This is a genomic window from Luteibacter sp. W1I16 (assembly GCF_050434905.1).
Taxonomy (GTDB): Bacteria; Pseudomonadota; Gammaproteobacteria; order Xanthomonadales; family Rhodanobacteraceae; genus Luteibacter.
Genome location: NZ_JBNDJJ010000001.1, coordinates 3,936,074 through 3,959,166 on the forward strand (window position 1 = coordinate 3,936,074; position 23,093 = coordinate 3,959,166).

Sequence of the window (23,093 nt, forward strand, 5' to 3'; positions counted from 1 at the left end):
TTAGAAGTCGTAGGTGACACCGAAGCGGGCGTAACGCGGCTGCGTGTAGCTGATGACCTGCTGATAGCCGTCGTTCACCGAGTTCTTGCTTCCCGAGACCGGGTTCGTCCGCTGCGACCGCTGCTGGTTGAGCACGTTGAACACCGAGGCGGTGAAGGCCAGCTTGCGGTCGGCCCACAACGGACGGTACTCGAGGTTGACGTCGACCAGCTCTTCCCACGGCTCGCGTCCCTTTGCGCCGTAGGCCGAGGGTTCGCCGAAGCAGAAGTGGTAATAGCTGCCGTAGCCGGAAGGATCGCTTTCGGCCTCGCCGTAGCGGCCCAGGCACGACTTCGGCAAACCGGACTGGATGAGCAGGTTCGCGGAAACCAGCCATTCGGGAGCGATCTGGTAGGAGCCGTAGAGCTTCAGCTGGTGCTTGCGGTCGTTGGCCAGGTAACCGTTGGCGTAGTTCATCAGCGTGGCGTAATCCCAGTCGCGCGAGGCCGCGACGGAGCCCTGGCCGACGTCCGAACGCACCTGGCCTTCGGTGTTGCCGTAGCTGCGCGAATACAGGTAGTCGATCTTGCCCGACCAGGTGCCGTCGAATGGATGCGAGAGGTACAGGTCCAGCCCGTAGTAATTGCGCTTGAGGTGGCTGAAGCCGAAGTCCGCGTTCGTCACCGTCACGTTGGTATAGCCGCCGTTGTTGTTGGCCAGCTGGTAGACATTCGCCCGTCCGGGGTTGGACAGGTAGCAGCTGCCGACGGTGACCGCGTCGATGTCAGCGCCCTGGGCGATAGCCGCGCGGGTGATGGCGCCGTTGTCGCAGACATCGTCCAGCGCGTTGCGTAGCTTGCGCACCGTGGCCTTCGCGCCAGCTACCCAGTTGGCGTCGATTTGCTTGTCCATGCCGAGGATGAACTCGTCCTGGTACTCCGACTTGATGTTCTTGGCGCTGACGGTCCTGGGATCGGGCGGCTGGCCGTACTCGCCATTGGGAGACACGGCGCCGCCGGTGGCCGACTGGATGAAGGTCACGCCGGTTGGCATGCCACCGGCGTCGATGCCCGTATAGGTGAAGTACTGGTTGGTGGCGAGCGAACCGGCGGACGTGCGCAACGCGACGGATGCCGGCATCGCCAGGAAGTAGCGGCCGGCGTTGCCGTAGATCTTCATGCTGGAGTCGCCGTTCACGTCCCAGCTGAAGCCCAGGCGCGGCGCCCACTGCGGCTTGGTCAGTTTGAGGTAGGGCTGGCCGGCGGGGTTGTAGTTGGTGAACTGGTCGTTGCGCAGGCCCAGCGAAAGCAGCAGGCGGTCGGTGACCTGCCAGTCGTCCATGATGTACTGGGCACGCTGCTTCACGCGCACGGAGGCGAGCGTGTTGTAGTGACGGTAATAGCCGTAATAGCCGGTTTCGCCGCCGGGATAATTGCCCGGTTTGTCGACGAAGGGGCTGTCGCTGATGTTGAGGTTCTGGTCGCCCTTGGCGTACCACAGCTCGTAACCGTCCCCACCGATCGTCGTGCCGTCGTCGATGTCGTGGGAATCCTGGTTGTCGATGCCGGCGGTGATCGAGTGGTTGCCGATCTTGTAGTTGAGGTCGACGCGAAGGTTGCGGTTGGTCGACTCGTGGTCGGGGTTGTCGATCGTGTCCAGCGTCTGCCCGTTGGTGATCGGCGTGCCGCCGTTGAGCGCGGGGTTCTGCTGGCTCACGTTGCCGATGAACGGCCCGGTGACACCCGTCGCCGGCGGCTCGTTGTAGTAGGTGAGCTTGGACTTGCCGTACAGCGCGGTGAGGGTCAGGTCGTCAGTGATGTAGCTGGTGAACTTGGCGACATAGACCATGGCCTTGGTCTTGTACGTCGAGTCGGTGCTGGCGAAATCGCCGACGGTATCCGTCGGGTAGTCGTAGGTGTACTTGTTGCCGTTGGAACGGTGGGTCTGGTTGACGCCGGTCAGCTCGAGGATGTTGCTGTCATTGATGTTCCAGTCGAGCTTGCCGTACCACTTCGGATCCTTGTACGTGTACTTCGTGTCGTACGCGTGGTTCACGTCACCGATGCTGTTGCCCTTGCTGCGCTCCATCTCCACGGCGGCGAACGCGTACAGCTTGTCCTTGATCAAGGGACCACCGGCATAGGCACTGACCGTGGTGCTCCACTCGTGGTTGTCGTCGTTGCGCTGGTTGATCGTGCCCGGAGGCGCCGGGTTGTCGTGGCCATAGGTGATGTTGCGCGCACTCGCGCGGGCGAAATCCGGTTCCCAGAGCACCTGGGCACCGAAATGCCATTCGTTGGTGCCACGCTTGCCGACCTGGCTGATGACGCCGCCGTCCGAACGGCCGTACATCGCGGAGTAACCGCCGCTGAGCACTTCCTGCTGGTCCACCGCGCCATAGGGCAGGGTGACGCCGCCGAAGCCACTGAGCGGGTCGGTCGTGTTCATGCCGTTGATGTAGTAGGCGTTCTCCGAGACCGCCGAACCGGCGAAGCTGACCAGGCTGCCGCCGAAGGCGTTCTTGAAGCCGGTGTAGCCAGGCGAGGCGCCGGGCGCGAGCAGGGCCACGGCTTCGGCGGAGCGCTGCAACGGCAGGCGTGCCATGTCGGCGGCCGTGATCACCGTGCTGGAAGCGACGGTGGCGACGTCGATCTTCGGCAGGTTGGTGGCCGAGACGGTCACGCCTTCTAGCTGCTGGGCCGTGCCCGAGGCCGCTTCGAACGAGACGTCGGTGGCGGCGCCCACGCGCAGGGTGATGTTGTCGCGCGAGTCGACGACGTTGCCGTTCGACTTCAGCGAGACCTTGTACGTGGCCAGGGGCAGCGCTTCGGCGGTATAACGGCCGCGGGCATCGACCGTGACCTCACGGGTGATGCCGTTGCTGCCTTCGATGAGGACGGTCTCACCGGCGGCGATGGGCGCGGCGCCGGTAATGCGGCCTGTCGTTGCCTGGCCGTGGGCGAGGCCGGTCAGCGACGCCGCGACGGCGGCGCACAACAGGGTGCGTCGAAGATTGGGGCGGGGACTCATGGTTTGCTCCGGGAAGGACATGGTGACGGTTGGGTTTCTATCGATCTAAGTGGCGAACGGGATGTGGCCTTCCTGGCGCGGTGTTGTTTCAGGCGTAGGCGATGTCGCCCACGGCCTTACGAATGGCGGCGATCGCGCGGGACTTCTCCGAGCGACGGTCGGTGACGAGCACGTCGATGCGGTCCGCGGGACACCAGGCGACGCGGCTGCGCACACCCATCTTTGAATGGTCGGCGGCGATGACGATGCGGCGCGCGTTGGCGCACATGGCTCGTGCGATCTCGGCTTCCTCCATCTCGAAGCTGCTCGCACCGGCCTTGGCGTCGATACCGACGGGCGAGAGGATGGTGAGGTGCGGTTGATACCGTGCGATCTCGGCGACGGTGGCGGCACCCTGGGTGCAACCGGTCTGCGCATTAAAGCGGCCGCCGAGCAGGTGCACGTCGTTGCCGGCCCGCGCGGCGAAGCGCGCGGCCACATCCACCGCATTGGTGACGATGGTGAGCCCGCTGCGCGTGGCGAGCGCCTCGGCCACAAGGTTCATCGTGCTGCCCGCGTCCATGAAGATGGTCTGGCCGCTTTCGACGAGGCTGGCCACCTTCTTGGCGATGGCGCGTTTCTCGCGCACCCGCGTGGCGTGGCGCACGTCGATCGGCGGTTCGTCGCCGGTGAGCACCGCGCCGCCGTGCACGCGTCGGATCTCGCCGCGTTCGGCCAGTTCGACGAGGTCGCGGCGGATAGTCTCGCGCGACACGCCCAGTTCGGTGACGATCCGCTCGACGGACACCTGTCCGCTGGTGCGCAGCAGGTCACGGATGCGGGAATGCCGTTCTTCATGCCACATGGCGTCGGTCCTTGAGTACGTGGAGGAGGAGGCGCATGGCGCCGAGTGCGAGTGCGCTGGCAAGCACGACGCACATCGCGTAAGCGGCAGCCTGCGCGAGGAAACCGTTCTCGTCCAGGCGCATCACCGTGACGGAGGCGAGCCCGAGTTCGGGCGTGACCAGGAAGATCACGCCCGACAGCGTCACCATTGAGCGCATGAACAGGTAGAAGAAGGTGGATACCGCCGCCGGCGCGGCGAACGGCCATACGGCGTCGCGCAGGACATGGAAGGTCGTGCCGCCGGATACCGCCACCGCATCATCCAGCGCTTCCGGCACCTGGCGCATGCCGGTCTGCATGGTGAGGAAGGCCTGCGCGTGGTAATGGAAAAGGCTGCACGCGGCGACGATCGCCACGCTGCCATAGAGCCAGCCGGAAAGTGGTCCGTGGTTGAAGGCCAGCACGTAGCCCAGCCCCAACACGAGGCCCGGCACCGCGGCGGGCAGGGAGGCGACGAACTGCACGGGCTTCGCGATGAACGGCGGCACGCGGCGCAGGCCCGCGGACAGGGCGAACACCAGCAGCACGCCGGCGCATGCGGCGAGCAGCGACATGGTGATCGACGTGGCCACGGGGCCGTAGCCGTCGGGCATGCCGCCCGTGTAATTGGCGAGCGTGAGCGTGCGGTCGTAGGGCCACAGCTTCACCACGCTGACATAGGCGACCGTCGCGACGACGCCGACGAGCGGCAACAGGGCCAGCAGCGAGATGCCGCCCAGCGCGACGTCGCGCCATGGGTGCCTCGCGGGAACCAAAGTGCGCCCCGGACTCGCGTCGCCCGTGTCCTGGCGGCGCCTGGCCATCCGCGCCAGCCACACCGAAAGCAGGGCGGGTGCCAGCAGCACCACGCCTAGCGTCGCGCCCATCGCGAAGTCCAGTTGTCCGACCACTTCCCCGTAGATCTCCACCGCGAGCACGCGATAGCTGCCGCCGACGACCACGGCGCTGCCGAAGTCGGTCAGCGTCTCGGTAAAGACCAGGAAGGCCGCCGCGAGCAATGCGAAGCGGAGGCGGGGAATGGTCACGTCGAGGAACTGCCGCCATGGCGTGGCACCCATCGATTCGGCGGCGTCATAGTGGCGCGCCGGGGTGCGGCCGAGAGCGGCGGAAACGATGATCACCACCTGCGGCAACCCATAGAGCGTGTTCGCGATGAGCAGGCCCCAGAATCCGTAGATGTCGGTGGGCAGGCCGGTGACGCGATGCACGAGCCCGTTACGTCCGAGCAGGCACACGAGGCCGAGCGCGAGCACGAGCGAGGGCGCGAGCATCGGCAGGAGCAGGGCGCCGCGGATCAGGGCCTTGCCGGGCAAGCGGGAACGATGCAAGGCCATCGCCAGGCACAGGCCCAGCGAGACCGTGCATAGCGTGGTGGCAAGGCCGATGGCCAGGCTGCGCAGCGCCGCTCGCGGAAGCCCGGGATCGTCGAACAGGCGGCCATAATTCGCGAGGGTCCATGCACCGTTCGCATCGGTGACGCTGCGCACGAGCACCGTCGCCAGCGGATGCAGGAAGAACACGAGCAGGCACAGCAGCGGAACCGCCAGCAGGACGATGCCCATGGCGCGTCCACCGTTCACGCGCACACCCAGGCGCCGCGCAGCGCATCCACGGAAACAGGCTCTCCACGACCCAGCGCGCTGCGCCCGGGCTGTTCCACCAGCAGCTTCCGCCCGCGCCACGCGAGGGTGATGCGCGCGAGATTGCCGAGGAAAACGGTGTCCTCGATCACGGCTTCGCCGCGCGGATCGCTCTCGATCACGATGTCCTCGGGACGCAAGCAAAGCTCGTACGTGCCCGCGTCACCGGGTGGCCGCCGTTCCAGGAACCCGGGCATCGCCTCGCGCACGAACGCCGTCGGCAGCAGGTTGGCGCGGCCGATGAACTCGGCGACGAAGCGGGAACGCGGCCGCTCGTACAGGTCGCGCGGACTGCCGGTCTGTTCGATCCTGCCGCGATTCATGCAGACGATCGTGTCCGCCATCGCCAGCGCTTCTTCCTGGTCGTGCGTCACCATGATGGTAGGGATGCCGAGCGCGCGCTGGAGCAGGCGGATCTCGCTGCGCAACTGCCCGCGTATGGCGGGGTCGAGGGCGGAGAGCGGCTCGTCGAGCAGGAGCATCGCCGGTTCGGTGGCGAGGGCGCGGGCCAGCGCCACGCGCTGTTGCTGGCCGCCGGAGAGTTCGTCGGGGAATCGTGCGCCGAGACCGCCCAGCCCGACGCGTTCGAGGAGCTCGCTGGAGCGCGCGGCGATCTTCGCCGGTGCGTCGCGGCGCAGACGCATGGGGTAACCGACGTTGGCCGCCGCGGTCATGTCCGGGAACAACGAGTAGGCCTGGAAGACCAGGCCCATGCGCCGTTCGCGCGCCGGCACGTTGCTGATATCGCGACCGCCCAGGATGACGCGGCCGGCGTCCGCCGCGGTCAATCCCGCGACGATGCGTAGCAGCGTGGTCTTGCCACAGCCACTGGGCCCGAGCAGGCAGACGAATTCGCTCTCGCCGGCGTCGAAAGAAACGCCGTCGAGCACGGTCTGCCCACTCCATGCCTTCGAAATGTCGTCGATCCGCAAGTGCATTCCCCAACTCCCCCGGCCCGCGCGCTAGCGCGTCAACCGCTTGTATCTGGCGATGAGCGAGGCGCGTTCGCGCGCCGCCGTGGCGAAGTCGCGCGCGGGCAGCGTCGCGACCAGGTCGGCGGGCAAGCCCTGCCGCTGTTGTTCCGCGCTAGGGGTGCTGCCGGGCGCCGCGACGATTTCCTTGTAGCCCCGGTACAGCGCCGCCGCTTCGGGCGACGCGGTCCAGTCGAGGAAACGCTTCGCGTCTTCGGTGTGCGGCGACCCCTTCATAAGCGCCGACGCTTCCAGTTCATAACCCTTGCGTCCCTCGGGGATCACCATCGTTATCGGGTAGCCCTGCCGGATGGATTGCATGGCCGAGAAGGCGAACGAGATGCCGATGGGAAATTCGCCGATGCGCGCGAGCTTGCACGGCGCCGAGCCGGACAGGGTCACCTGGCCGACGTTGCGCGAGATATCGCGCAGGAGATCCATGCCCTCGGCGTCGCGGCCGGCATCCGATAACGAGGACACCAGCATGTACCCGGTGCCCGACGAGGAAGGATCGGGCATCGCCACCTGGCCCTTGTATGCCGGCGAGGCGAGGTCGCGCCAACTGCGAGGCATCGGCAGGTGACGCTCGGCCAGTGCCTCGCGATTGACGCACAGGGCCGCGAGGTAGCCGGTGGGCGCGAACCACGTTCCGTCGGTGGCGCGAAAGGCAGCGGGCATGCGGTCGATGTTGGGCCCATGCACCGGCGCGAGCAGCGCGGCGATGCGCGGTTCCAGCATGTCGGTGACCGCCATGCCCCAGATCGCGTCATTGCGTGGTTCGGCGGATTCGGCGAGCAGGCGCGCGGCGAGGTCGCCGCTGGACAGGCGCAGGACCCGGATCTCGAGGCCGGGCAGGGCCTTCTTCGCCGCCCCGAGGTAGGTGGCGATCTCGTCGCTTTCCAGCGCGGAGTACACGGTGACCGTACCGGCACGGGCCATGCCACAGGCGGTCATGAGCAGCGCGATGACGCTTCCGATGTGGCGGTATGGACGCATGGCCGGCTTTCACCCTGTGACGCGGTTCGTCGAAGCTGCCCCCGCGGAAGGTCCATGATGCACCAACCGTGTGGCATTTTGGGTATATTTGCAAACCTGTGGGTTCTGCGTCCACCAGAGAATTTTCGTTCTTGTCATCATCCCGAAACGTGCGGCCGCTAGCGGCGCGCGTTTTTCCAGCCAGGAGTGTCGTTGATGGAATCGTTGTCCGCCGCTGAGCGGAAGGAGTTCGAGGCATTCGCCGCGGGTATCGCCGATAACGCGCGTGCGTTGTCCCTGCCGCGATTCCGCCGTCCGGTGGACGTGACGCTCAAGGGTGACATGAGTCCCGTGACAGCCGTGGACCGGGGCGTGGAATCGATGTTGCGCGAACGCATCGAGCTGGCGTGGCCATCGCACGGTTTGCTCGGCGAGGAATACGGCGCGACACGCATGGACGCGGAATACGTGTGGTCGATCGATCCCATCGACGGCACGCGCAGTTTCATTTCAGGCTGGCCGCTCTGGGGCACCTTGCTGGCCTTGCTCCGCCACGGCAAGCCGGTGCTCGGCGTGCTGGACATGCCCGTGCTGGACGAACGTTGGATCGGCCATGCGGGGGTGGGAACGACGATGAACGGGCTTCCCTGCCGTACCCGAGCATGCGAGGCCCTCGCTGCCGCCACGCTCTACACGACCACGCCTGACATGTTTAGTCCCGACGAGTGGTCGCGTTTCGACCGTACCAGTCGCGCGGCATACGCTCGCCGCTTCGGTGGCGACTGCTACGGCTATGGCATGCTGGCGGCCGGGCACATCGATGCCGTGGTCGAGGCCAACCTCATGCCATACGACTACCTCGCGATCGCACCGGTGGTCGAAGCCGCTGGTGGCGTCATGACGGATTGGGAAGGCCGCGCACTCGGCCTCGACAGTGGCGGCCGCGTCGTCGCCGCCGCCACGCCTGCCTTGCATGCGGCCCTCATCGAATCGCTCGCCAGGGACTGATACCGCATGTTTTCCCGCGACCGCCGCCGTTTCCTCCATGCCGCGGGCGCCACCGCCGCCGCCTCGCTGGTCGCACAGGGCTTCCCGGCGGCGATCGCCAAGGCCCTGGCTACGGGCCCCGACAGGCGTACCGGCACGATCGCCGATGTGGGCCACGTGGTGATCCTCATGCAGGAAAACCGCTCGTTCGACCACTACTTCGGTAGCTTGCGTGGCGTCCGTGGCTTCGCCGATCCGCGCGTGCTGGAACTGGGCAACGGCGATCCCGTGTGGCGGCAGCCTGTGACGGCGGCGCGGAGCAAAGTCTGGAAGGGGCGCGGCATCGGCGAGGACGTGGGCTGGGTCTATCCGTTCCATCTCGATACGCGCGCCTGCGGCGATCATCACGAGGGCACCGATCACGGCTGGAGCAGCGGTCACGGCGCCTGGAACCTCGGCCGTAACGACCGCTGGATCGAACAAAAACAGGACGTGCTGACGATGGCGTACCTGCGCCGCGAGGACGCGGCGTTCCATTACGCGCTCGCCGATGCCTTCACCGTGTGCGACGCGTACCACGCCTCCGCGCTCGCCGACACCGCGATCAACCGGATTTATCTCTGGAGCGGCACGGCCGATCCTTCCGGACGGCTGGGTACGAAGGACAACGGACCAGGCACCGAGGAACGCCCCGACGCGGATGGCTATACGTGGACCACGTATCCGGAACGGCTGGAGAAGGCGGGCGTCACTTGGCGCGTGTACCAGGGCGGTACCGGCGACCCGGGTTCGCCAACCGACAACTACACGGACAACTCACTGGAGTTCTTCGCGAAGTACCAGGTGAAGGAGGGCGCCGATCCGAACGGTTCGCTCGTGCGCGACGGTGTGTCGAACCACAGCCTTCGCGAACTGCGTGACGATGTGTTACACGACCGGCTGCCGCAGGTGACGTGGATCGTCGCGCCGTACAAGTACAGCGAACACCCCACGTCGTCGCCCGCCGATGGTGCCTTCTACATCCGTCGCGTCATCGAGGCGCTGACCGCGAATCCGAAGGTATGGAGCCGCACGGTCCTGTTCCTCAACTACGACGAGAACGACGGTTTCTTCGATCATGTCGTGCCGCCAGCCCCGCCGCTGGAAAGCGGCGAGGACGGGCAGGGCATGGTATCCGACGACCTGCTCGCCGGCCTGGGCGACGAGATCATGGACCTCGACGCCCACCCGAGGATTTCCTCGCCGCTCGTGCCGGGCAGCGACCCACGCGGCGAACAGCCGGTCGGCCTCGGCAATCGCGTGCCGATGATCGTGGTCTCGCCGTGGACCCGTGGTGGCTGGGTCTGCTCGGAAACCTTCGATCACACCTCGGTGCTGCGTTTCCTCGAAAAGCGCTTCGGTGTCGAGGAGCCGAATATCAGCACATGGCGCCGTTCGGTCTGCGGCGACCTGACCAGCGCCTTCGACTTCGCCGGCAACGCCGACCAGCGCATGCCGACGCTCGGCGTGCCGGCCGGTTCGAATGGCAAGGCCGCGATCGCGGTCCCGCGCGAGCAGGTCATGCCCGTGCAGGAGCCGGACACGCGCCCATCGCGGGCACTCGGTTACGCCTGGACGGTTGAACATCGCCTGGATGCGGACAGCAGTCGCATCGCCTTGGCCAACAACGGCCGCCTGGGTGCGGCCTTCCTTGTCTACGACGGACTCCAACGCGAAGCCCCGCCACGGCGCTATGCGGTGAGTGCGGGCAAGCGGATCGAAGACCGCTGGGCGCTGGCGAAAGCCGGCGATGGCTACGACCGACGCATCCACGGTCCGAATGGTTACTTCGCGCATCTACGCGGGTTTGCCGACGATGGGCTGGAAGTGGTCATCGCGGGCAAATCAGGCACCCGTGGCGTCGAGGTGCGACTGAACAATCGGGGGACGGCGAGCGTGACCGCCCGCTTCACGGATGCTTATGGCAACACGGCACCCCGCGATCTTGAACTCGGCGCTGGACAGTCGCAGACCGTGCCGCTGGATCTGACGGGCAGCGCAGGCTGGTACGACGTCGCCGTCACCACGGCCAGCGCGCCACGCTACCTGAGGCGTTTCGCCGGGCACCACGAAGACGGTAAACCGGCGACAAGCGATCCTGCTCGCGCCAAACCCGAATTCGCTTCCGGCTAACGCGCCGCTTCGGCTGCTGCCTTCTCGCCACGTAGCGCGCCGGCGCGACCCGGTGCCTGCGCAAGCGCGTTCTTGAACGCCGCCTGCGCCGGTCCCGGTTGCTTCTGCGCGAGCAGCAGTTCGCCGAGTTGTTCGCGCGCGGGGACGATCGGCCCCGGTGTCACAGGCCGCTTCTCGACCCGGTCTTCCCGTTCGGCGGCATCGGTCATCAGGGCGACGGCGCCCGAGGCGTCCCCGCTGGCTTGCGCGATCCAGGCCTTTACTTCCGAGGCGAGGACGCCGGTCTGCGTGGACCAGTAATCGTCGCCGGAGGTTTTGAGTTCGGCCTCGATCTGGTCGAGACGGGCCGCCTGGGCGCGAGCTTCGTCAGGATGGCCGCTACGTGCGAGGCCCAGCCCCTTCGCCCACACCGCGATGGCCACCACCGAGGCGGGTGCGCCGTCGGGTGGCTCGATCGTGGCGGCCTCGTTCCATCTGCCTTGCTCGACAATCTCGCGAATCGGCATGGCGGTCGCGGGATAGGCGACCCCGAAATCGTTCATGTCGAGGCCGCGCATGCTCTTCATCTCGCCGATGACTGTCCGGGCGTCCTCGTCACGACCGGTCTGCATGTACGCGTAGACGAGATAGTCCATGGCGTGCAACTGGCCCATGGTGTCGCCGTGCTCGCGCGCTGCCTTTTTCGAAGCGAGGTTCGATTGGATCGAATCGTCCCATAGTCCCAGCCGGGTGAAGATGTGCGAGGGCATGTGCAGGGCGTGCGGCGCCGAAGGCGCGATGCCGGCGTACTGCCTCGCGGCCGGCAGCCCGCGTTGCGCGAGTTCGGCGCTGTCGCAGGCATGGATCAGGTAATGGGCGATGCCGGGGTGGTCCGGATGCGCGCGGAACAGAGGGTCGAGGATCGCGATGGCTTGCTTCTGCTTCGCGTGTGTCTTGTCGGACATCGATGCGTTGGACAGCAGGGCCACGGCATAGAACACCTGTGCCTCGACGTCCTTCGGGTTGTCGCGCGCGACGCCGGCCATCGCCTGCTCGTAGGCGAGGGTGCCCTGCGCGGGCTTGACGTCGCCGGTTCGATAGAGCTGTCCCAGCGCCTGGATGTACGCCCGTTCGCGCGGCGACGAGGTCGCCGCCAGGCGAGCCGCCGCCTGGGCCTCCGCCTGCCCGCGGGCGAAGGTCTCCGGCGGCAGGGCAGGCGACCAAACCGGGTGGAAGAAAACCATCGCAACGCCCCAATGGCCCATGGCGCATGCCGGATCTTTCGCCACGACGCCTTCGAAGGCCTCGCGGGCGGCGGCATAGGCGAAGGAGTGGAGGAGGGCGACGCCGCGGTCGAATGGCTTCTGTACCGAAGGGGCGCAGGAGATCGGAAACGACACGGCGCCGAGCTTCTCGGGAACACCGTGGTCGTGCATCTCCTGGGCCTGGGCAGCGAACGCGATGAACAGCGATAGGGCGAGGATGCGCAGGAAACCGGTCATGCCAGACTCCGTTTGACGGGCGTCGCGTGCCCGCGGGACCGTTGGAATGTACGCCCGCCGGAAGCCGGTGCCCATCGGCAGAAAGGCCGATGGCGATCGTGTGGCCCCGGACCCGGACGGCTATACTCCCCTGTCAGCCCCATCGAACGCCGCCGCCCGTGACCAGCGAACTCTCCTCGATCATCGATTTCATCCGCTACGGCGCCAGCCGTTTCTCGGCCGCCGGCCTGACCTTCGGGCACAGCCACGACAATCCGATCGACGAGGCGACCCACCTGGTCCTGGCCGCGCTGCACCTGCCGCCGGATATCCCGCCTGCCTACGGCGCGGGCAACCTGGTCGCCGACGAGAAGGCGAAGGTGCTGGAGCTGATCGAGCGCCGCGTGTCCGAGCGCGTGCCGGTGGCCTACCTGGTGGGCGAGACCTGGTTCGCCGGGATGAAGTTCAAGAGCGACCGCCGCGCCCTGGTGCCGCGTTCGCCCATCGCCGAGCTGATCGAGAGCCGGTTCACCCCGTGGCTGGACGACCGCCACGTGGAACGCGCGCTGGATCTCTGCACGGGCTCCGGTTGCATCGGCATCGCCATGGCCGAGTACAACCCCGACTGGCAGGTTGATCTCGTCGACGTCAGCGACGACGCCCTCTCGCTGGCCAACGAGAACATCGTGTTCCAGCACGTGGAAGACCGCGTGCGGGCGATCAAGTCCGATCTCTTCGACGGCGTGAAGGGCGAGGTCTACGACCTGATCGTGTCGAACCCGCCGTACGTCACCAATGACGAATACGCGGCGATGCCGGCCGAATACAGCCATGAACCGGTCCTCGGCCTGACATCCGGCGATGATGGACTGGACATCACCTTGCGCATCCTCGACGAGGCGGCCGACCACCTCAGCGAGGATGGTCTGCTGATCGTCGAGGTGGGCGACAGCGAGCATGCGCTGGTCAACCTGCTGCCGCGACTGCCGTTCGTCTGGCTGGAGTTCAAGGTCGGGCAGATGGGCATCTTCGCGCTCGAGCGGCGCGACCTGGTCGAACATGCCGCGGACATCGCCGCGGCGCGTGCCGCAAGAAACTAAACCTCACCGGAAGTACCGTGTCCTCCAATACGTTCGGCAAGCTCCTCTCCGTCACCACCTTCGGCGAAAGCCACGGCCCGGCGATCGGGTGCGTGGTGGATGGTTGCCCACCCGGCCTGCCGCTCGACGCGGCGGAGTTCCGCTCCGACCTCGAGCGTCGCGCCACCGGGCGCTCGCGGCATACCTCGCAGCGCCGCGAGGCGGACGATATCGAGATCCTCTCGGGCGTCTATGAAGGCGTGACCACGGGTACGCCGATCGCCTTGCTGATCCGCAACACGGACGCCCGCTCCAAGGATTACGGCAACATCCTCGACACGTTCCGTCCGGGCCATGCGGATTACACGTACTGGCAGAAGTACGGTATCCGCGATCCTCGCGGCGGCGGCCGTTCCTCGGCACGGGAAACCACGATGCGCGTGGCCGCCGGCGTCATCGCCAAGAAGTGGCTGGCACAGCGCCACGGCGTGACCGTGCGCGGCCACGTGGCCCAGATCGGTGAACTCGTACCGCGCGGTTTCGACGCGGGCGCGATCGAAGGCAATCCGTTCTTCTGGCCCGACGCCGCGCAGGTGACGGAACTGGAGTCGTACATGGACGCCTTGCGCAAGTCGGGTGATTCGGTCGGCGCCAAGGTCACCGTGGTGGCCGAGGGCGTGCCCGCAGGGTGGGGCGAGCCGATCTACGGCAAGCTCGATGGCGAACTCGCCGCCGCCATGATGTCGATCAACGCGGTGAAGGGCGTCGAGATCGGCGATGGCTTTGCCGCCGTCGCCCAGCGCGGCACGCAGCACCGCGATGAACTCACGGCCGATGGCTTCCTCTCCAACCATGCGGGCGGCATCCTCGGCGGTATCGCCTCCGGGCAACCGGTGGTCGTCTCCATGGCGTTCAAGCCCACCTCGAGCATCCTCGTGCCCGGCCGCAGCGTCGACCGGGCGGGGCAGCCGGCCGAGGTCGTGACCAAGGGCCGCCACGATCCCTGCGTCGGTATCCGCGCCGTTCCCATCGCCGAGGCGATGCTCGCCCTCGTGCTGATGGACCAGGCCCTGCGTCATCGCGCCCAGTGTGGCGACGTGGGCGAGGTGCCGCCGCGCATTCCAGGCACGTTGCAGGAATAGATGATGAGCAAGCCGATCGTCTGGATTTCCCGTCCGTTCTTCCCGGACATCGTCGACCGCCTGCGTCCCTGGTTCGAGGTGCGCGCGGAAACGGAGGAGCGTTCCTTTTCATCGGCCGAACTGGCCGGGCATCTGGCTGGCGCCGATGCCGCCATCGTCGGCCTGGCCGAGCGCATCGACGCGGCGGCGATAGCATCCGCGCCGCGCCTGCGCTTCGTGGCCAACCTCGGCGTGGGTTACAACAACCTCGATGTTGACGCGCTGACCGAGGCCGGGATCGGCGCATCGAACACGCCGGACGTGCTCAACGAGACCGTGGCCGACTACGCCTGGGCGCTGATGCTCGCGGCGGCCCGCCGCATCGGCGAAGCCGAGCGCTGGTTGCGCGACGGCCAGTGGCATGGTTCGCGCTTCGAAGGTTGGCTCGGCGCCGACGTGCACGGCAAGACCATCGGTATCCTCGGCATGGGCCGAATCGGCCAGGCCATCGCACGGCGTGCGTCCGGTTTCCGGGCGAAGGTGATCTATCACAACCGTTCCCGCCTGGCGCCGGAGATCGAGCGCGAATTCGCGGCGACCTATGTGGACAAGGCCAGCCTGCTGGCCGCATCCGATCACCTGATCCTGGTGCTGCCGTACACGCCGCAGAGTCGCCACGCCATCGGCGATGCCGAACTCAAGGCCATGAAACCGACGGCCACCCTGGTCAATGTCGCGCGCGGCGGCATCGTCGACGATGCCGCGCTGGCCCGCGCGCTGGCCGATGGCACGATCGCCGCGGCGGCCCTCGACGTGTTCGAGGGCGAGCCGGCGGTCCATCCCGAGCTCATGAAGCTGCAAAATATCGTGCTCAGCCCGCACATCGCCAGCGCAAGCCGCGACACACGTCGCGATATGGCGGCGCTGGCTGTGGACAATGTGCTGGCGGCGTTCGGGCATGGTCCTGACGCCGGCCGGCCGCCCACGATCCTCAATCCGGGTGTGCTGGCCGACGCCAGCTGAAACCTGTTTTTCCACGCCTGACGAAAGCGAAGCATGAGCAAGAAGACGAGTTACAAGGTAGCCATGGTGGGAGCGACCGGCGCGGTCGGCGAAACCCTCCTGTCGATCCTCGCCGAGCGGGACTTCCCCGTGAGCGAACTGGTGCCCCTGGCGAGCGAGCGCTCGGCGGGCGGTACCGTCGACTTCAATGGAAAATCCTACGTCGTCCAGGACCTGGCCAAATACGACTTCGCCGGCGTGGACATCGCCTTCTTCTCGGCCGGTGGTTCCGTGAGCCGCGAACACGCGCCGCGCGCGGCGGCGGCCGGCGCCGTGGTGATCGATAACACCTCCGAATTCCGCTACCAGGACGACATCCCCCTGGTGGTGTCCGAGGTGAACCCGCACGCCATCGCTGACTACACGGTGCGCGGCATCATCGCCAACCCGAACTGCTCCACGATGCAGATGCTGGTGGCGCTGGCGCCCATCCACCGCGAGGTGGGCATCGAGCGCATCAACGTCGCCACCTATCAGTCGGTGTCGGGCGCGGGGCGCAGCGGCATGGACGAGCTGGGCAAGCAGACCGCGCAGATGCTCAACTTCCAGCAGGTGGAGACGGCCAAGTTCCCGAAGCAGATCGCGTTCAACGTGATCCCGCACATCGACGACTTCCAGGCCAATGGCTACACCAAGGAAGAAATGAAGATGGTCTGGGAGACCCGGAAGATCCTCGAGGACCCATCCATCCAGGTGAATCCGACCGCGGTGCGCGTGCCGGTGTTCTACGGCCACGCCGAGGCCGTGCATATCGAAACCCGCGACAAGATCACGGCCGAGCGCGCGCGCGAACTGCTCGAGCAGGCCCCGGGCGTGGTCGTGCTGGACGAGCGCAAGGCGGGCGGTTATCCCACGCCGGTGGGCGACGCGGCGGGCAAGGACCCGGTGTTCGTCGGCCGCATCCGCGAGGACATCTCGCACGAGCGTGGCCTCGACCTCTGGGTGGTGGCCGACAACATTCGCAAGGGTGCGGCCCTCAACGCCGTGCAGATCGCCGAGATCCTGATCGAGGACTACCTGTAATGAACGCGCGCGTGGCTGCCGGCTGCCTTCTCCTGCTGGTTTCGCCGCTGGCGACGGCGCAACAACCGCCGTCTGCGGCGGCCCCGGCAACGGCGGGTACCGCGGCCGCCCGCGCGAAGCTGCAGGCCTTGCAGGGCCAGGCGAAGTCCCAGGACGCCGAGGTGAAGCAGCTCAAGGCGAAGGTCGATACGCTGGAGTCGAGTACGCAGGCCGCCCGCCGGGCGCTGGAAGAGCGTGATCGCAAGATCGCCGAACTCCAGCGCCAACTGGAGGCGAAACAAGGCCACTGACCGGGCCGGGACATGTAAGGGGGGCGTGTACGGGGCTCGCGAACGACTTAACGTTGTCGCGTAACTCCCCGTAGCCGCTATTGTTAGTTGTTGCTGGGGTGCACTACAGTGGCGCCTTCGTGGCCGATCGCCCTATAGAGGCGCGCCGCCGGCATGGGTTTAGTTCGGGGGAAGCGAGTGATGAACCGTACGTTGAAGCTTTCGATCATGCTGGCGCTCGCCACATGGGGCAGTCAGGCCCTGGCGCAGAACCTGGGTCCAGTCCAGGTCCGCTCCACGATGGACCAGCCGCTGGCGGCGGAAATTCCGCTGACCGGTGTGTCTGGCAATCTCGATAATGTCCACGTCGCGCTGGCCTCGGAAGAAGCCTTTACGCGAGCGGGCCTGAATCGCGGCGGCTTGCCCGTCGCCCTGAATTTCACCGTGGGCAAGAACGCCTCCGGGCAACCGGTAGTCCGCGTCAGCAGCGCCGAGCCGGTGCGCGACACCTATCTGGACTTCCTGGTCGAGGTGTCCACGGGCGGCAACAAGGTCGTCCGCGAGGTGACCATGCTGCTCGATCCGCCGGGCACACCGGTGAATGCAGCCGCCGCCACGCCCGCGGCGCAACCCTCGCGCACTTCCGACGTTCCCGCGCGCGTTCCCTCGCATGCCGAAGCCAGGCCCTCGCGTGCGGAGGCTCCCGCGAAGACCGCTCCGGCGAAATCCGCGCCCGCCACGGCGGCGCCCGGCGATACCTACGGTCCGGTGCAGCGCGGACAGACCCTGTCGACCATCGCCCGCCAGCATGCGGGTGGCGCCGATATGAACCAGATGCTGGTGGCCTTGCAGAAGGCCAATCCGGATGCCTTCTATCGCGACAACATGAACGCGCTGAAGACTGGCGCGGTCCTGCGTATTCCTTCCTCCGATGACGTGCAGGCGCTATCCGCTTCCTCGGCACTGGCCGAAGTGCGCCGCCAGAACGAAAGCTGGCGCGCCGGCACCACGCGCGCGCCGTCCGTGGTGGCGGATGCCGCCTCGACCCCCGCGAGCCAGGGCGAAACCAAGCCGTCCGCGCCGGTGAACGACCGCCTGGCTCTCGTTCCCTCCAAGGAAGGTGGCGACGCCGCTTCCACGCGTGCGGGCAGCAAGGGTGGCACGGGCGATGCCCAGGTCGCCGGCCTCAAGCAGGAACTGGCCACCTCGCAGGAAAGCGTCGCGTCGCTCAAGCAGCAGGGCGAGGAACTCAAGTCGCGCATCGGCGACCTCGAGGACATCAACGCGAAGAACCAGCGCCTGCTGAGCCTCAAGGATTCCGAAATCGCCGAGCTCCAGCGCAAGCTGGCCGAGGCCCAGAAGAGTTCAGGCCAGCCCGCCGTGGCGAGCTCGCCGGCCCCGGCCGCCGCAGCGACGTCGCCGGCACCGGCACCGGCCGCTCCGGTCGCCGCTACCAGCGCGCCAGCGGCGGCTCCCGTCGCTTCGGCAGCCCCCGCGGCTTCCGCACCGGCTCCCGCCTCGACCGTGGCGATTTCGCCGCTGAAGGAGCCTTCGGCGGCGACGCCGCCGGCCGCCAAGCCGGAGACGAAACGGACGCCGGTCGCTCCGGTTCCGGTCGAAGAAGACCCGTGGTACATGCAGCCGTGGGCGTGGGGTGGCGGTGCCGTCGTCATCCTGCTGCTGTTGGTCGCGGCCGTCTTTGGCCGCAAGAAGCCGAAAGCCACGGCCACCGCCGGCACCACGTCGCTGGCCGATCGCTTCGGCCAGGAACCGACCTTCGGTGGCTTCGGTGAGCCCAGCGAAGTCATGGACCAGGATCAGCGCGAAATTCTCGACGCGCTGGCCGAGCATCCGGACGACATCGGCCTGCATCTGGAGCTGGTGAGCCTTTACTACGGTCGTCGCGACGTCGAGCATTTCGAAGCCGCCGCTGAAGCGATGTTCGCCCACGTCGCCGATCCGGACCAGCCGGAATGGCGCGAAGTGATGATGATGGGCGAGGATCTCGCACCGAGCCATCCGCTGTTCGGCGGCGTGCCCGTGGACGAGATCGATGAACCGTACGAGGACACCTATACGGCCTCGCGTCCGCACAACGAGGACGAAGCCGCCGCGCTGGAGGAGTTCGACCTGGGCAACTACGTCACCGGTCCGGACGAGGAAGAAGTCCAGCAGAAGCCGTCGCCGCAGAAGCACAGCGAATACCACTTCAACTTCGACCTGACGCCGGTGCAGCGTGCCGAGGCCGATCGCCGTCCGAACGCGCCGGATGTGTTCGATGTCGACGCACCGGAATCGCCGTATACCGAACCGCATGAGAACGACGCCCCGGCCATCGTTGGCGAAACGGTAGCCAAGGACGAGGAACCCTCCACCTGGTCTTTCGAAGACGAGCATGACCTCGCGTCTCGCGGCCATGCCGAACCGGCCGCGACGACCGGCCATGTGCCTCGCTTCGACGAGCCGACCTTCCCGGACGAAGAACCGCTCGAAGACCATGGCCCGGAGAGTTTCAGCGACGACCCGGTCGACACCAAGCTCGACCTGGCCCGCGCCTACCTCGACATGGGTGATGCCGAAGGCGCCCGCCTGATGCTCGACGAAGTGCTCGCCGAAGGCTCGCAGATGCAGAAGGACACGGCCCGCCGCATCCTCAACGACATCGTCTGACGACCGGTTTCGTCAGAAGACCGGTTTCCGAGCCAGACAGAACCCCGGCCACGGCCGGGGTTTTTCTTTGGTGGCTCCGCTGGGAACACCGCTCTGATGTAAGAACCGCTCCGGCGAAAGCTCTGGTGGGACCCGACCCTGCCGGCGATGGGGTGCTTGCCTCGACCCAGGTGGGAGCCGACCCTGTCGGCGATGGTGCTTGCCTCGAACTGGCCCGCTGCCGCGGGATCGCCGACAAGGTCGGCTCCCACCAGGTCCCCACCAGGCTCCTGCCACCTCCGCAGTGGTAACCTTTCCCGTTTCCACCGCCCCTCGAACAACTCCATGCGCATCGCCTTAGGCGTCGAATACGACGGCACCGACTTCCGCGGCTGGCAACGGCTCAGCCATGCGAAGACCGTGCAGGGGTCGCTGGAGGAAGCGCTGAGCCGGGTCGCCCACGAGCCCGTCGAAGTGACCGCCGCCGGACGCACTGACGCCGGCGTGCACGGCCGCTGCCAGGTGGTCCACTTCGACACCGAGGTGGTGCGCGACATGCGGGGCTGGGTCCTGGGCGCCTGCTCGAACCTGCCGCACAGCGTGGCGGTGACCTGGGCGCAGCCGGTGGCCGAGGATTTCCACGCGCGCTTCTCGGCGCGTGGCCGCCGGTATCGTTACCGCATCCTGCCGCGCTTCGTCCGTCCCGCGCTGGACGCCCGCTTCGTGGCTTGGGAGCGCAGGGCGCTCGATGCGGAAGCGATGCACGAGGCCGCCCAGGCGATCGTGGGTGAACACGACTTCTCCGCGTTCCGCGCCATCTCCTGCCAGGCCGCGCACGCGCGGCGCAACGTGCGCTCCATCCGCGTATTCCGCGAAGACATCCACGTGGTGGTCGAGATCGAGGCCAACGCCTTCCTTCATCACATGGTGCGCAACATCGTCGGCTCCTTGCTGCCCATCGGCCGTGGCGAGCAGCCCGTCGGCTGGATGGCCGAGCTGCTCGCCGGTCGCGATCGCGAAGTCGCCGGTGCCACGGCGCCCGCTGAAGGCCTGACCTTCATCGGCCCGCTCTACGAAGCCCATTGGGGCCTGCCACAGGAAGTGACGCTATGACCCGGATCAAATGCTGCGGCCTGACCCGCATCGACGATGTGCAACTCGCCGCGCGACTGGGCGCCGACGCCGTCGGCTTCATCATGACGCGCAAGAGCAAGCGTTTCGTCGACCCCGCGTCCGCCGCGCGCCTGCGCGATGCCGTACCGCCCTTCGTGACGACGGTGGCGCTGGTGATGGATGACGATCGGGCCTATGTGGAGGAAGTGCTGCGGGTGCTGCGTCCGGACATGCTGCAGTTCCACGGTGCGGAAACGGATGCCGAGTGCGCCGCCTACGGCGTGCGCTACCTGAAAGCCATCGCGATGGGCGAAGGTGCCCCGGCTTTGGCGCGCCTGCGTGATTACCCGGGCGCCACCGGCCTGCTCCTGGACGGCCATGGCCTGGGCGAGCAGGGCGGCAGCGGCCAGCGGTTCGACTGGTCGCTGATGCCGAAGGATCTTGCGCAACCGCTGCTGCTCGCCGGTGGACTCACGGCCGGGAATGTCGGCGAGGCGATCCGCATCGCCCGGCCCTGGGCGGTGGACGTGTCCAGCGGCATCGAATCGTCGCCCGGGATCAAGGATCGGGCTAAGATGGAACGCTTCATTTCCGCCGTGCGCGCCGTCCCCACCGCGTGACACGGCCTCCAGCAGGTAACGAGAAGGCAATGACCGATATCGCGGATTTCCACGCCTATCCCGATGCGCATGGGCGCTTCGGCGAGTACGGCGGCATCTACGTGGCCGAGACCCTCATGGAGCCGCTCGCGGAACTCACCGCGGCGTACGAGAAACTGCGCAAGGATCCGGCCTTCATCGCCGAACTCGACCGCGACCTCAAGTATTACGTGGGCCGCCCTAGCCCGGTGTACCACGCCGAGCGCCTGTCGAAGCATGTCGGGGGCGCGCGTATCGTGCTCAAGCGCGAGGACCTGAACCACACCGGCGCGCACAAGATCAACAACACCGTGGGCCAGGCGCTGGTCGCGCGGCACATGGGGAAGACGCGCATCATCGCCGAGACCGGCGCCGGCCAGCATGGCGTGGCCAGCGCCACAGTCGCCGCGCGCATGGGCCTGAAGTGCGTCGTGTACATGGGTGCCGTCGACATCGAGCGGCAGAAGATCAACGTCTACCGCATGCGCCTGCTCGGCGCTGAGGTAGTCCCGGTGACCTCCGGCTCGAAGACCCTGAAAGACGCCCTGAATGAAGCGATGCGCGACTGGGTCACCAACGTCGCCGACACCTTCTACATCATCGGCACCGTCGCCGGCCCGCATCCGTATCCGCAGATGGTGCGCGATTTCAACGCCATCGTCGGCCGCGAAGCGCGCGAGCAGACGCTCGAACAGTTCGGCCGCCTGCCGGACGTGATCACCGCCTGCGTGGGTGGTGGTTCGAACGCCATCGGCCTGTTCCACGCCTTCCTCAACGACCGCCAGGTGCGCATCGTCGGCGCCGAGGCGGCGGGCGAGGGCATCGGGACGGGCCGCCATGCCGCCTCGCTCGCGGCGGGCAAGCCGGGCGTGCTGCACGGCAATCGCACGTATGTGTTGTCCGACGCGAACGGCCAGATCATCGAGACGCATTCGGTCTCCGCCGGACTGGATTACCCGGGCGTGGGTCCCGAGCATGCCTTCCTCAAGGACGCCGGCCGTGCGGAATACGTCGGCGTGACCGACGACGAAGCGCTGGAAGCCTTCCACCTGCTGGCACGCACCGAGGGCATCCTCGCCGCGCTGGAATCGAGCCATGCGATCGCCCAGGCGATCAAGCTGGCCCGCGAGCTGCCGAAGGACGGCCTGGTCCTCGCCAACCTTTCCGGCCGCGGCGACAAGGACGTGCACACCATTGCCGCGCGCGAAGGAATCGAACTCTGATGAGCCGCATCGAACGCCGTTTCGCGGCGCTGAAGTCCGCGGGCCGCACCGGCCTCGTTCCGTTCATCACCGCCGGCGACCCGTCGCCCGACGCCGTGGTGCCGTTGATGCACGGCCTGGTCGCCGCGGGTGCCGACGTCATCGAGCTGGGCGTGCCGTTCTCTGACCCGATGGCGGACGGCCCGGTGATCCAGCACGCCAGCGAGCGCGCCCTGGCCAAGGGCGTCGGCCTCGGCAATGTGCTGGCCTGGGTCGCAGCCTTCCGCGAGACCGATAACGAGACCCCGATCGTCCTGATGGGTTACCTCAATCCCGTGGAAATGTATGGATACGCGGCGTTCGCCGAAGATGCCGTCGAAGCGGGCGTGGATGGTGTCCTGATGGTCGATTGCCCGCTGGAGGAATCGCATGTCCTCGAGCCCCTGCGCAAGGCCGGCCTCGACCAGATCCTGCTCGCCTCGCCGACCACGGCCGAGGCCCGTCTGGCGCGCCTTTGCGAGGCCGCTTCGGGCTTCCTGTACTATGTGTCGTTCGCCGGCATCACCGGCGCGGCCCAGCTGAGCACCGGTGAGATCGCCGAACGCGTCGCCGGTATCCGCGCACGGGCGAAGGCTCCGGTGGCCGTGGGCTTCGGTGTCCGCGACGCCGCGAGCGCGAAGGCGATCGGCGAATTCGCCGACGCCGTGGTCATCGGCAGCGCCCTGGTCGACCGCCTCGCCGGTGCGACCTCGGCCGACGATGCCGCCGGCAGGGCACGGGACTTCCTCGCGCCGATCCGCGCCGCGCTCGACGCGCGCTGACGGTCGGTGCGGTAGTA

Annotated in this window: 18 protein-coding genes; 12 read left to right on the plus strand and 6 right to left on the minus strand. The window is 67.3% G+C overall.

Translation table 11 applies throughout. The annotated features are described in order from the left end of the window. From QFZ41_RS17300 to QFZ41_RS17320, 5 genes are all read right to left on the minus strand, one after another. Positions 1-3,009 (minus strand): TonB-dependent receptor, encoded by a 3,009-nt coding sequence (locus QFZ41_RS17300; protein WP_429199870.1) that lies wholly within the window; start codon positions 3,007-3,009, stop codon positions 1-3. Between the two features lie 88 nt (positions 3,010-3,097). Next, positions 3,098-3,853 carry a DeoR/GlpR family DNA-binding transcription regulator gene (locus tag QFZ41_RS17305; protein WP_429199871.1) on the minus strand — a complete coding sequence of 252 codons (756 nt, stop codon included), beginning with the start codon at positions 3,851-3,853 and terminating at the stop codon, positions 3,098-3,100. After that, positions 3,843-5,474 (minus strand): ABC transporter permease subunit, encoded by a 1,632-nt coding sequence (locus QFZ41_RS17310; RefSeq protein WP_429199872.1) that lies wholly within the window; start codon positions 5,472-5,474, stop codon positions 3,843-3,845. Before QFZ41_RS17310 ends, QFZ41_RS17305 begins: the two co-directional genes overlap by 11 nt. After that, a complete protein-coding gene (locus tag QFZ41_RS17315; RefSeq protein ID WP_429199873.1) occupies positions 5,471-6,472 on the minus strand; it encodes an ABC transporter ATP-binding protein in 1,002 nt (333 codons plus the stop codon). Before QFZ41_RS17315 ends, QFZ41_RS17310 begins: the two co-directional genes overlap by 4 nt. A 24-nt stretch (positions 6,473-6,496) precedes the next feature. Continuing rightward, positions 6,497-7,501, minus strand: a complete 1,005-nt coding sequence (locus tag QFZ41_RS17320; protein ID WP_429199874.1) for an ABC transporter substrate-binding protein — start codon at positions 7,499-7,501, stop codon at positions 6,497-6,499. A gap of 195 nt (positions 7,502-7,696) precedes the next feature. Here QFZ41_RS17320 and hisN point away from each other — a divergent pair, with 195 nt between their 5' ends. Further along, complete coding sequence (gene hisN, locus QFZ41_RS17325) at positions 7,697-8,488, plus strand: histidinol-phosphatase (protein WP_429199875.1); 792 nt, start codon at positions 7,697-7,699, stop codon at positions 8,486-8,488. A gap of 6 nt (positions 8,489-8,494) precedes the next feature. Next, on the plus strand, positions 8,495-10,639 hold the full coding sequence (locus tag QFZ41_RS17330; RefSeq protein ID WP_429199876.1) for a phosphocholine-specific phospholipase C: 2,145 nt from the start codon (positions 8,495-8,497) through the stop codon (positions 10,637-10,639). Here QFZ41_RS17330 and QFZ41_RS17335 read toward each other — a convergent pair. Beyond that, entirely contained in the window at positions 10,636-12,120 is a 1,485-nt protein-coding gene (locus tag QFZ41_RS17335; protein ID WP_429199877.1) for a hypothetical protein, read from the minus strand. The two genes, QFZ41_RS17330 and QFZ41_RS17335, sit on opposite strands and share 4 nt — an antisense overlap. A 158-nt stretch (positions 12,121-12,278) precedes the next feature. On the opposite strand from QFZ41_RS17335, the gene prmB reads away from it, so the two are divergent. From prmB to trpA, 10 genes are all read left to right on the plus strand, one after another. Beyond that, complete coding sequence (gene prmB / locus QFZ41_RS17340; protein WP_429199878.1) at positions 12,279-13,199, plus strand: 50S ribosomal protein L3 N(5)-glutamine methyltransferase; 921 nt, start codon at positions 12,279-12,281, stop codon at positions 13,197-13,199. 17 nt (positions 13,200-13,216) lie between these two features. Next, on the plus strand, positions 13,217-14,320 hold the full coding sequence (aroC, locus tag QFZ41_RS17345; RefSeq protein ID WP_429199879.1) for a chorismate synthase: 1,104 nt from the start codon (positions 13,217-13,219) through the stop codon (positions 14,318-14,320). Next, on the plus strand, positions 14,321-15,322 hold the full coding sequence (locus QFZ41_RS17350; RefSeq protein ID WP_429199880.1) for a 2-hydroxyacid dehydrogenase: 1,002 nt from the start codon (positions 14,321-14,323) through the stop codon (positions 15,320-15,322). 33 nt (positions 15,323-15,355) lie between these two features. After that, positions 15,356-16,384 carry an aspartate-semialdehyde dehydrogenase gene (locus tag QFZ41_RS17355; RefSeq protein ID WP_429199881.1) on the plus strand — a complete coding sequence of 343 codons (1,029 nt, stop codon included), beginning with the start codon at positions 15,356-15,358 and terminating at the stop codon, positions 16,382-16,384. Next, positions 16,384-16,674: a hypothetical protein gene (locus tag QFZ41_RS17360; protein ID WP_429199882.1), complete on the plus strand. Its 291-nt coding sequence runs from the start codon at positions 16,384-16,386 to the stop codon at positions 16,672-16,674. The genes QFZ41_RS17355 and QFZ41_RS17360 overlap by 1 nt, the downstream gene beginning before the upstream one ends. Positions 16,675-16,854: 180 nt before the next feature. After that, positions 16,855-19,323 (plus strand): FimV/HubP family polar landmark protein, encoded by a 2,469-nt coding sequence (locus tag QFZ41_RS17365; protein ID WP_429199883.1) that lies wholly within the window; start codon positions 16,855-16,857, stop codon positions 19,321-19,323. Between the two features lie 324 nt (positions 19,324-19,647). Further along, positions 19,648-20,415, plus strand: a complete 768-nt coding sequence (gene truA / locus QFZ41_RS17370) for a tRNA pseudouridine(38-40) synthase TruA (RefSeq protein WP_429199884.1) — start codon at positions 19,648-19,650, stop codon at positions 20,413-20,415. After that, positions 20,412-21,035, plus strand: a complete 624-nt coding sequence (locus QFZ41_RS17375) for a phosphoribosylanthranilate isomerase (protein WP_429199885.1) — start codon at positions 20,412-20,414, stop codon at positions 21,033-21,035. The genes truA and QFZ41_RS17375 overlap by 4 nt, the downstream gene beginning before the upstream one ends. A 29-nt stretch (positions 21,036-21,064) precedes the next feature. After that, a complete protein-coding gene (gene trpB / locus QFZ41_RS17380) occupies positions 21,065-22,276 on the plus strand; it encodes a tryptophan synthase subunit beta (RefSeq protein ID WP_429199886.1) in 1,212 nt (403 codons plus the stop codon). Further along, a complete protein-coding gene (gene trpA, locus QFZ41_RS17385; RefSeq protein WP_429199887.1) occupies positions 22,276-23,076 on the plus strand; it encodes a tryptophan synthase subunit alpha in 801 nt (266 codons plus the stop codon). The genes trpB and trpA overlap by 1 nt, the downstream gene beginning before the upstream one ends. Positions 23,077-23,093 lie beyond the last annotated feature (17 nt).

Coding starts and splice junctions, on each gene's coding strand:
- truA (WP_429199884.1), top strand. CDS start 19,648: ATGCGCATCGCCTTAGGCGTCGAATACGACGGCACCGACTTCCGCGGC.
- QFZ41_RS17350 (WP_429199880.1), top strand. CDS start 14,321: ATGATGAGCAAGCCGATCGTCTGGATTTCCCGTCCGTTCTTCCCGGAC.
- QFZ41_RS17365 (WP_429199883.1), top strand. CDS start 16,855: ATGAACCGTACGTTGAAGCTTTCGATCATGCTGGCGCTCGCCACATGG.
- QFZ41_RS17335 (WP_429199877.1), bottom strand. CDS start 12,120: ATGACCGGTTTCCTGCGCATCCTCGCCCTATCGCTGTTCATCGCGTTC.
- trpA (WP_429199887.1), top strand. CDS start 22,276: ATGAGCCGCATCGAACGCCGTTTCGCGGCGCTGAAGTCCGCGGGCCGC.
- QFZ41_RS17320 (WP_429199874.1), bottom strand. CDS start 7,501: ATGCGTCCATACCGCCACATCGGAAGCGTCATCGCGCTGCTCATGACC.
- QFZ41_RS17315 (WP_429199873.1), bottom strand. CDS start 6,472: ATGCACTTGCGGATCGACGACATTTCGAAGGCATGGAGTGGGCAGACC.
- hisN (WP_429199875.1), top strand. CDS start 7,697: ATGGAATCGTTGTCCGCCGCTGAGCGGAAGGAGTTCGAGGCATTCGCC.
- QFZ41_RS17355 (WP_429199881.1), top strand. CDS start 15,356: ATGAGCAAGAAGACGAGTTACAAGGTAGCCATGGTGGGAGCGACCGGC.
- QFZ41_RS17300 (WP_429199870.1), bottom strand. CDS start 3,009: ATGAGTCCCCGCCCCAATCTTCGACGCACCCTGTTGTGCGCCGCCGTC.
- QFZ41_RS17330 (WP_429199876.1), top strand. CDS start 8,495: ATGTTTTCCCGCGACCGCCGCCGTTTCCTCCATGCCGCGGGCGCCACC.
- QFZ41_RS17375 (WP_429199885.1), top strand. CDS start 20,412: ATGACCCGGATCAAATGCTGCGGCCTGACCCGCATCGACGATGTGCAA.
- QFZ41_RS17305 (WP_429199871.1), bottom strand. CDS start 3,853: ATGTGGCATGAAGAACGGCATTCCCGCATCCGTGACCTGCTGCGCACC.
- QFZ41_RS17360 (WP_429199882.1), top strand. CDS start 16,384: ATGAACGCGCGCGTGGCTGCCGGCTGCCTTCTCCTGCTGGTTTCGCCG.
- trpB (WP_429199886.1), top strand. CDS start 21,065: ATGACCGATATCGCGGATTTCCACGCCTATCCCGATGCGCATGGGCGC.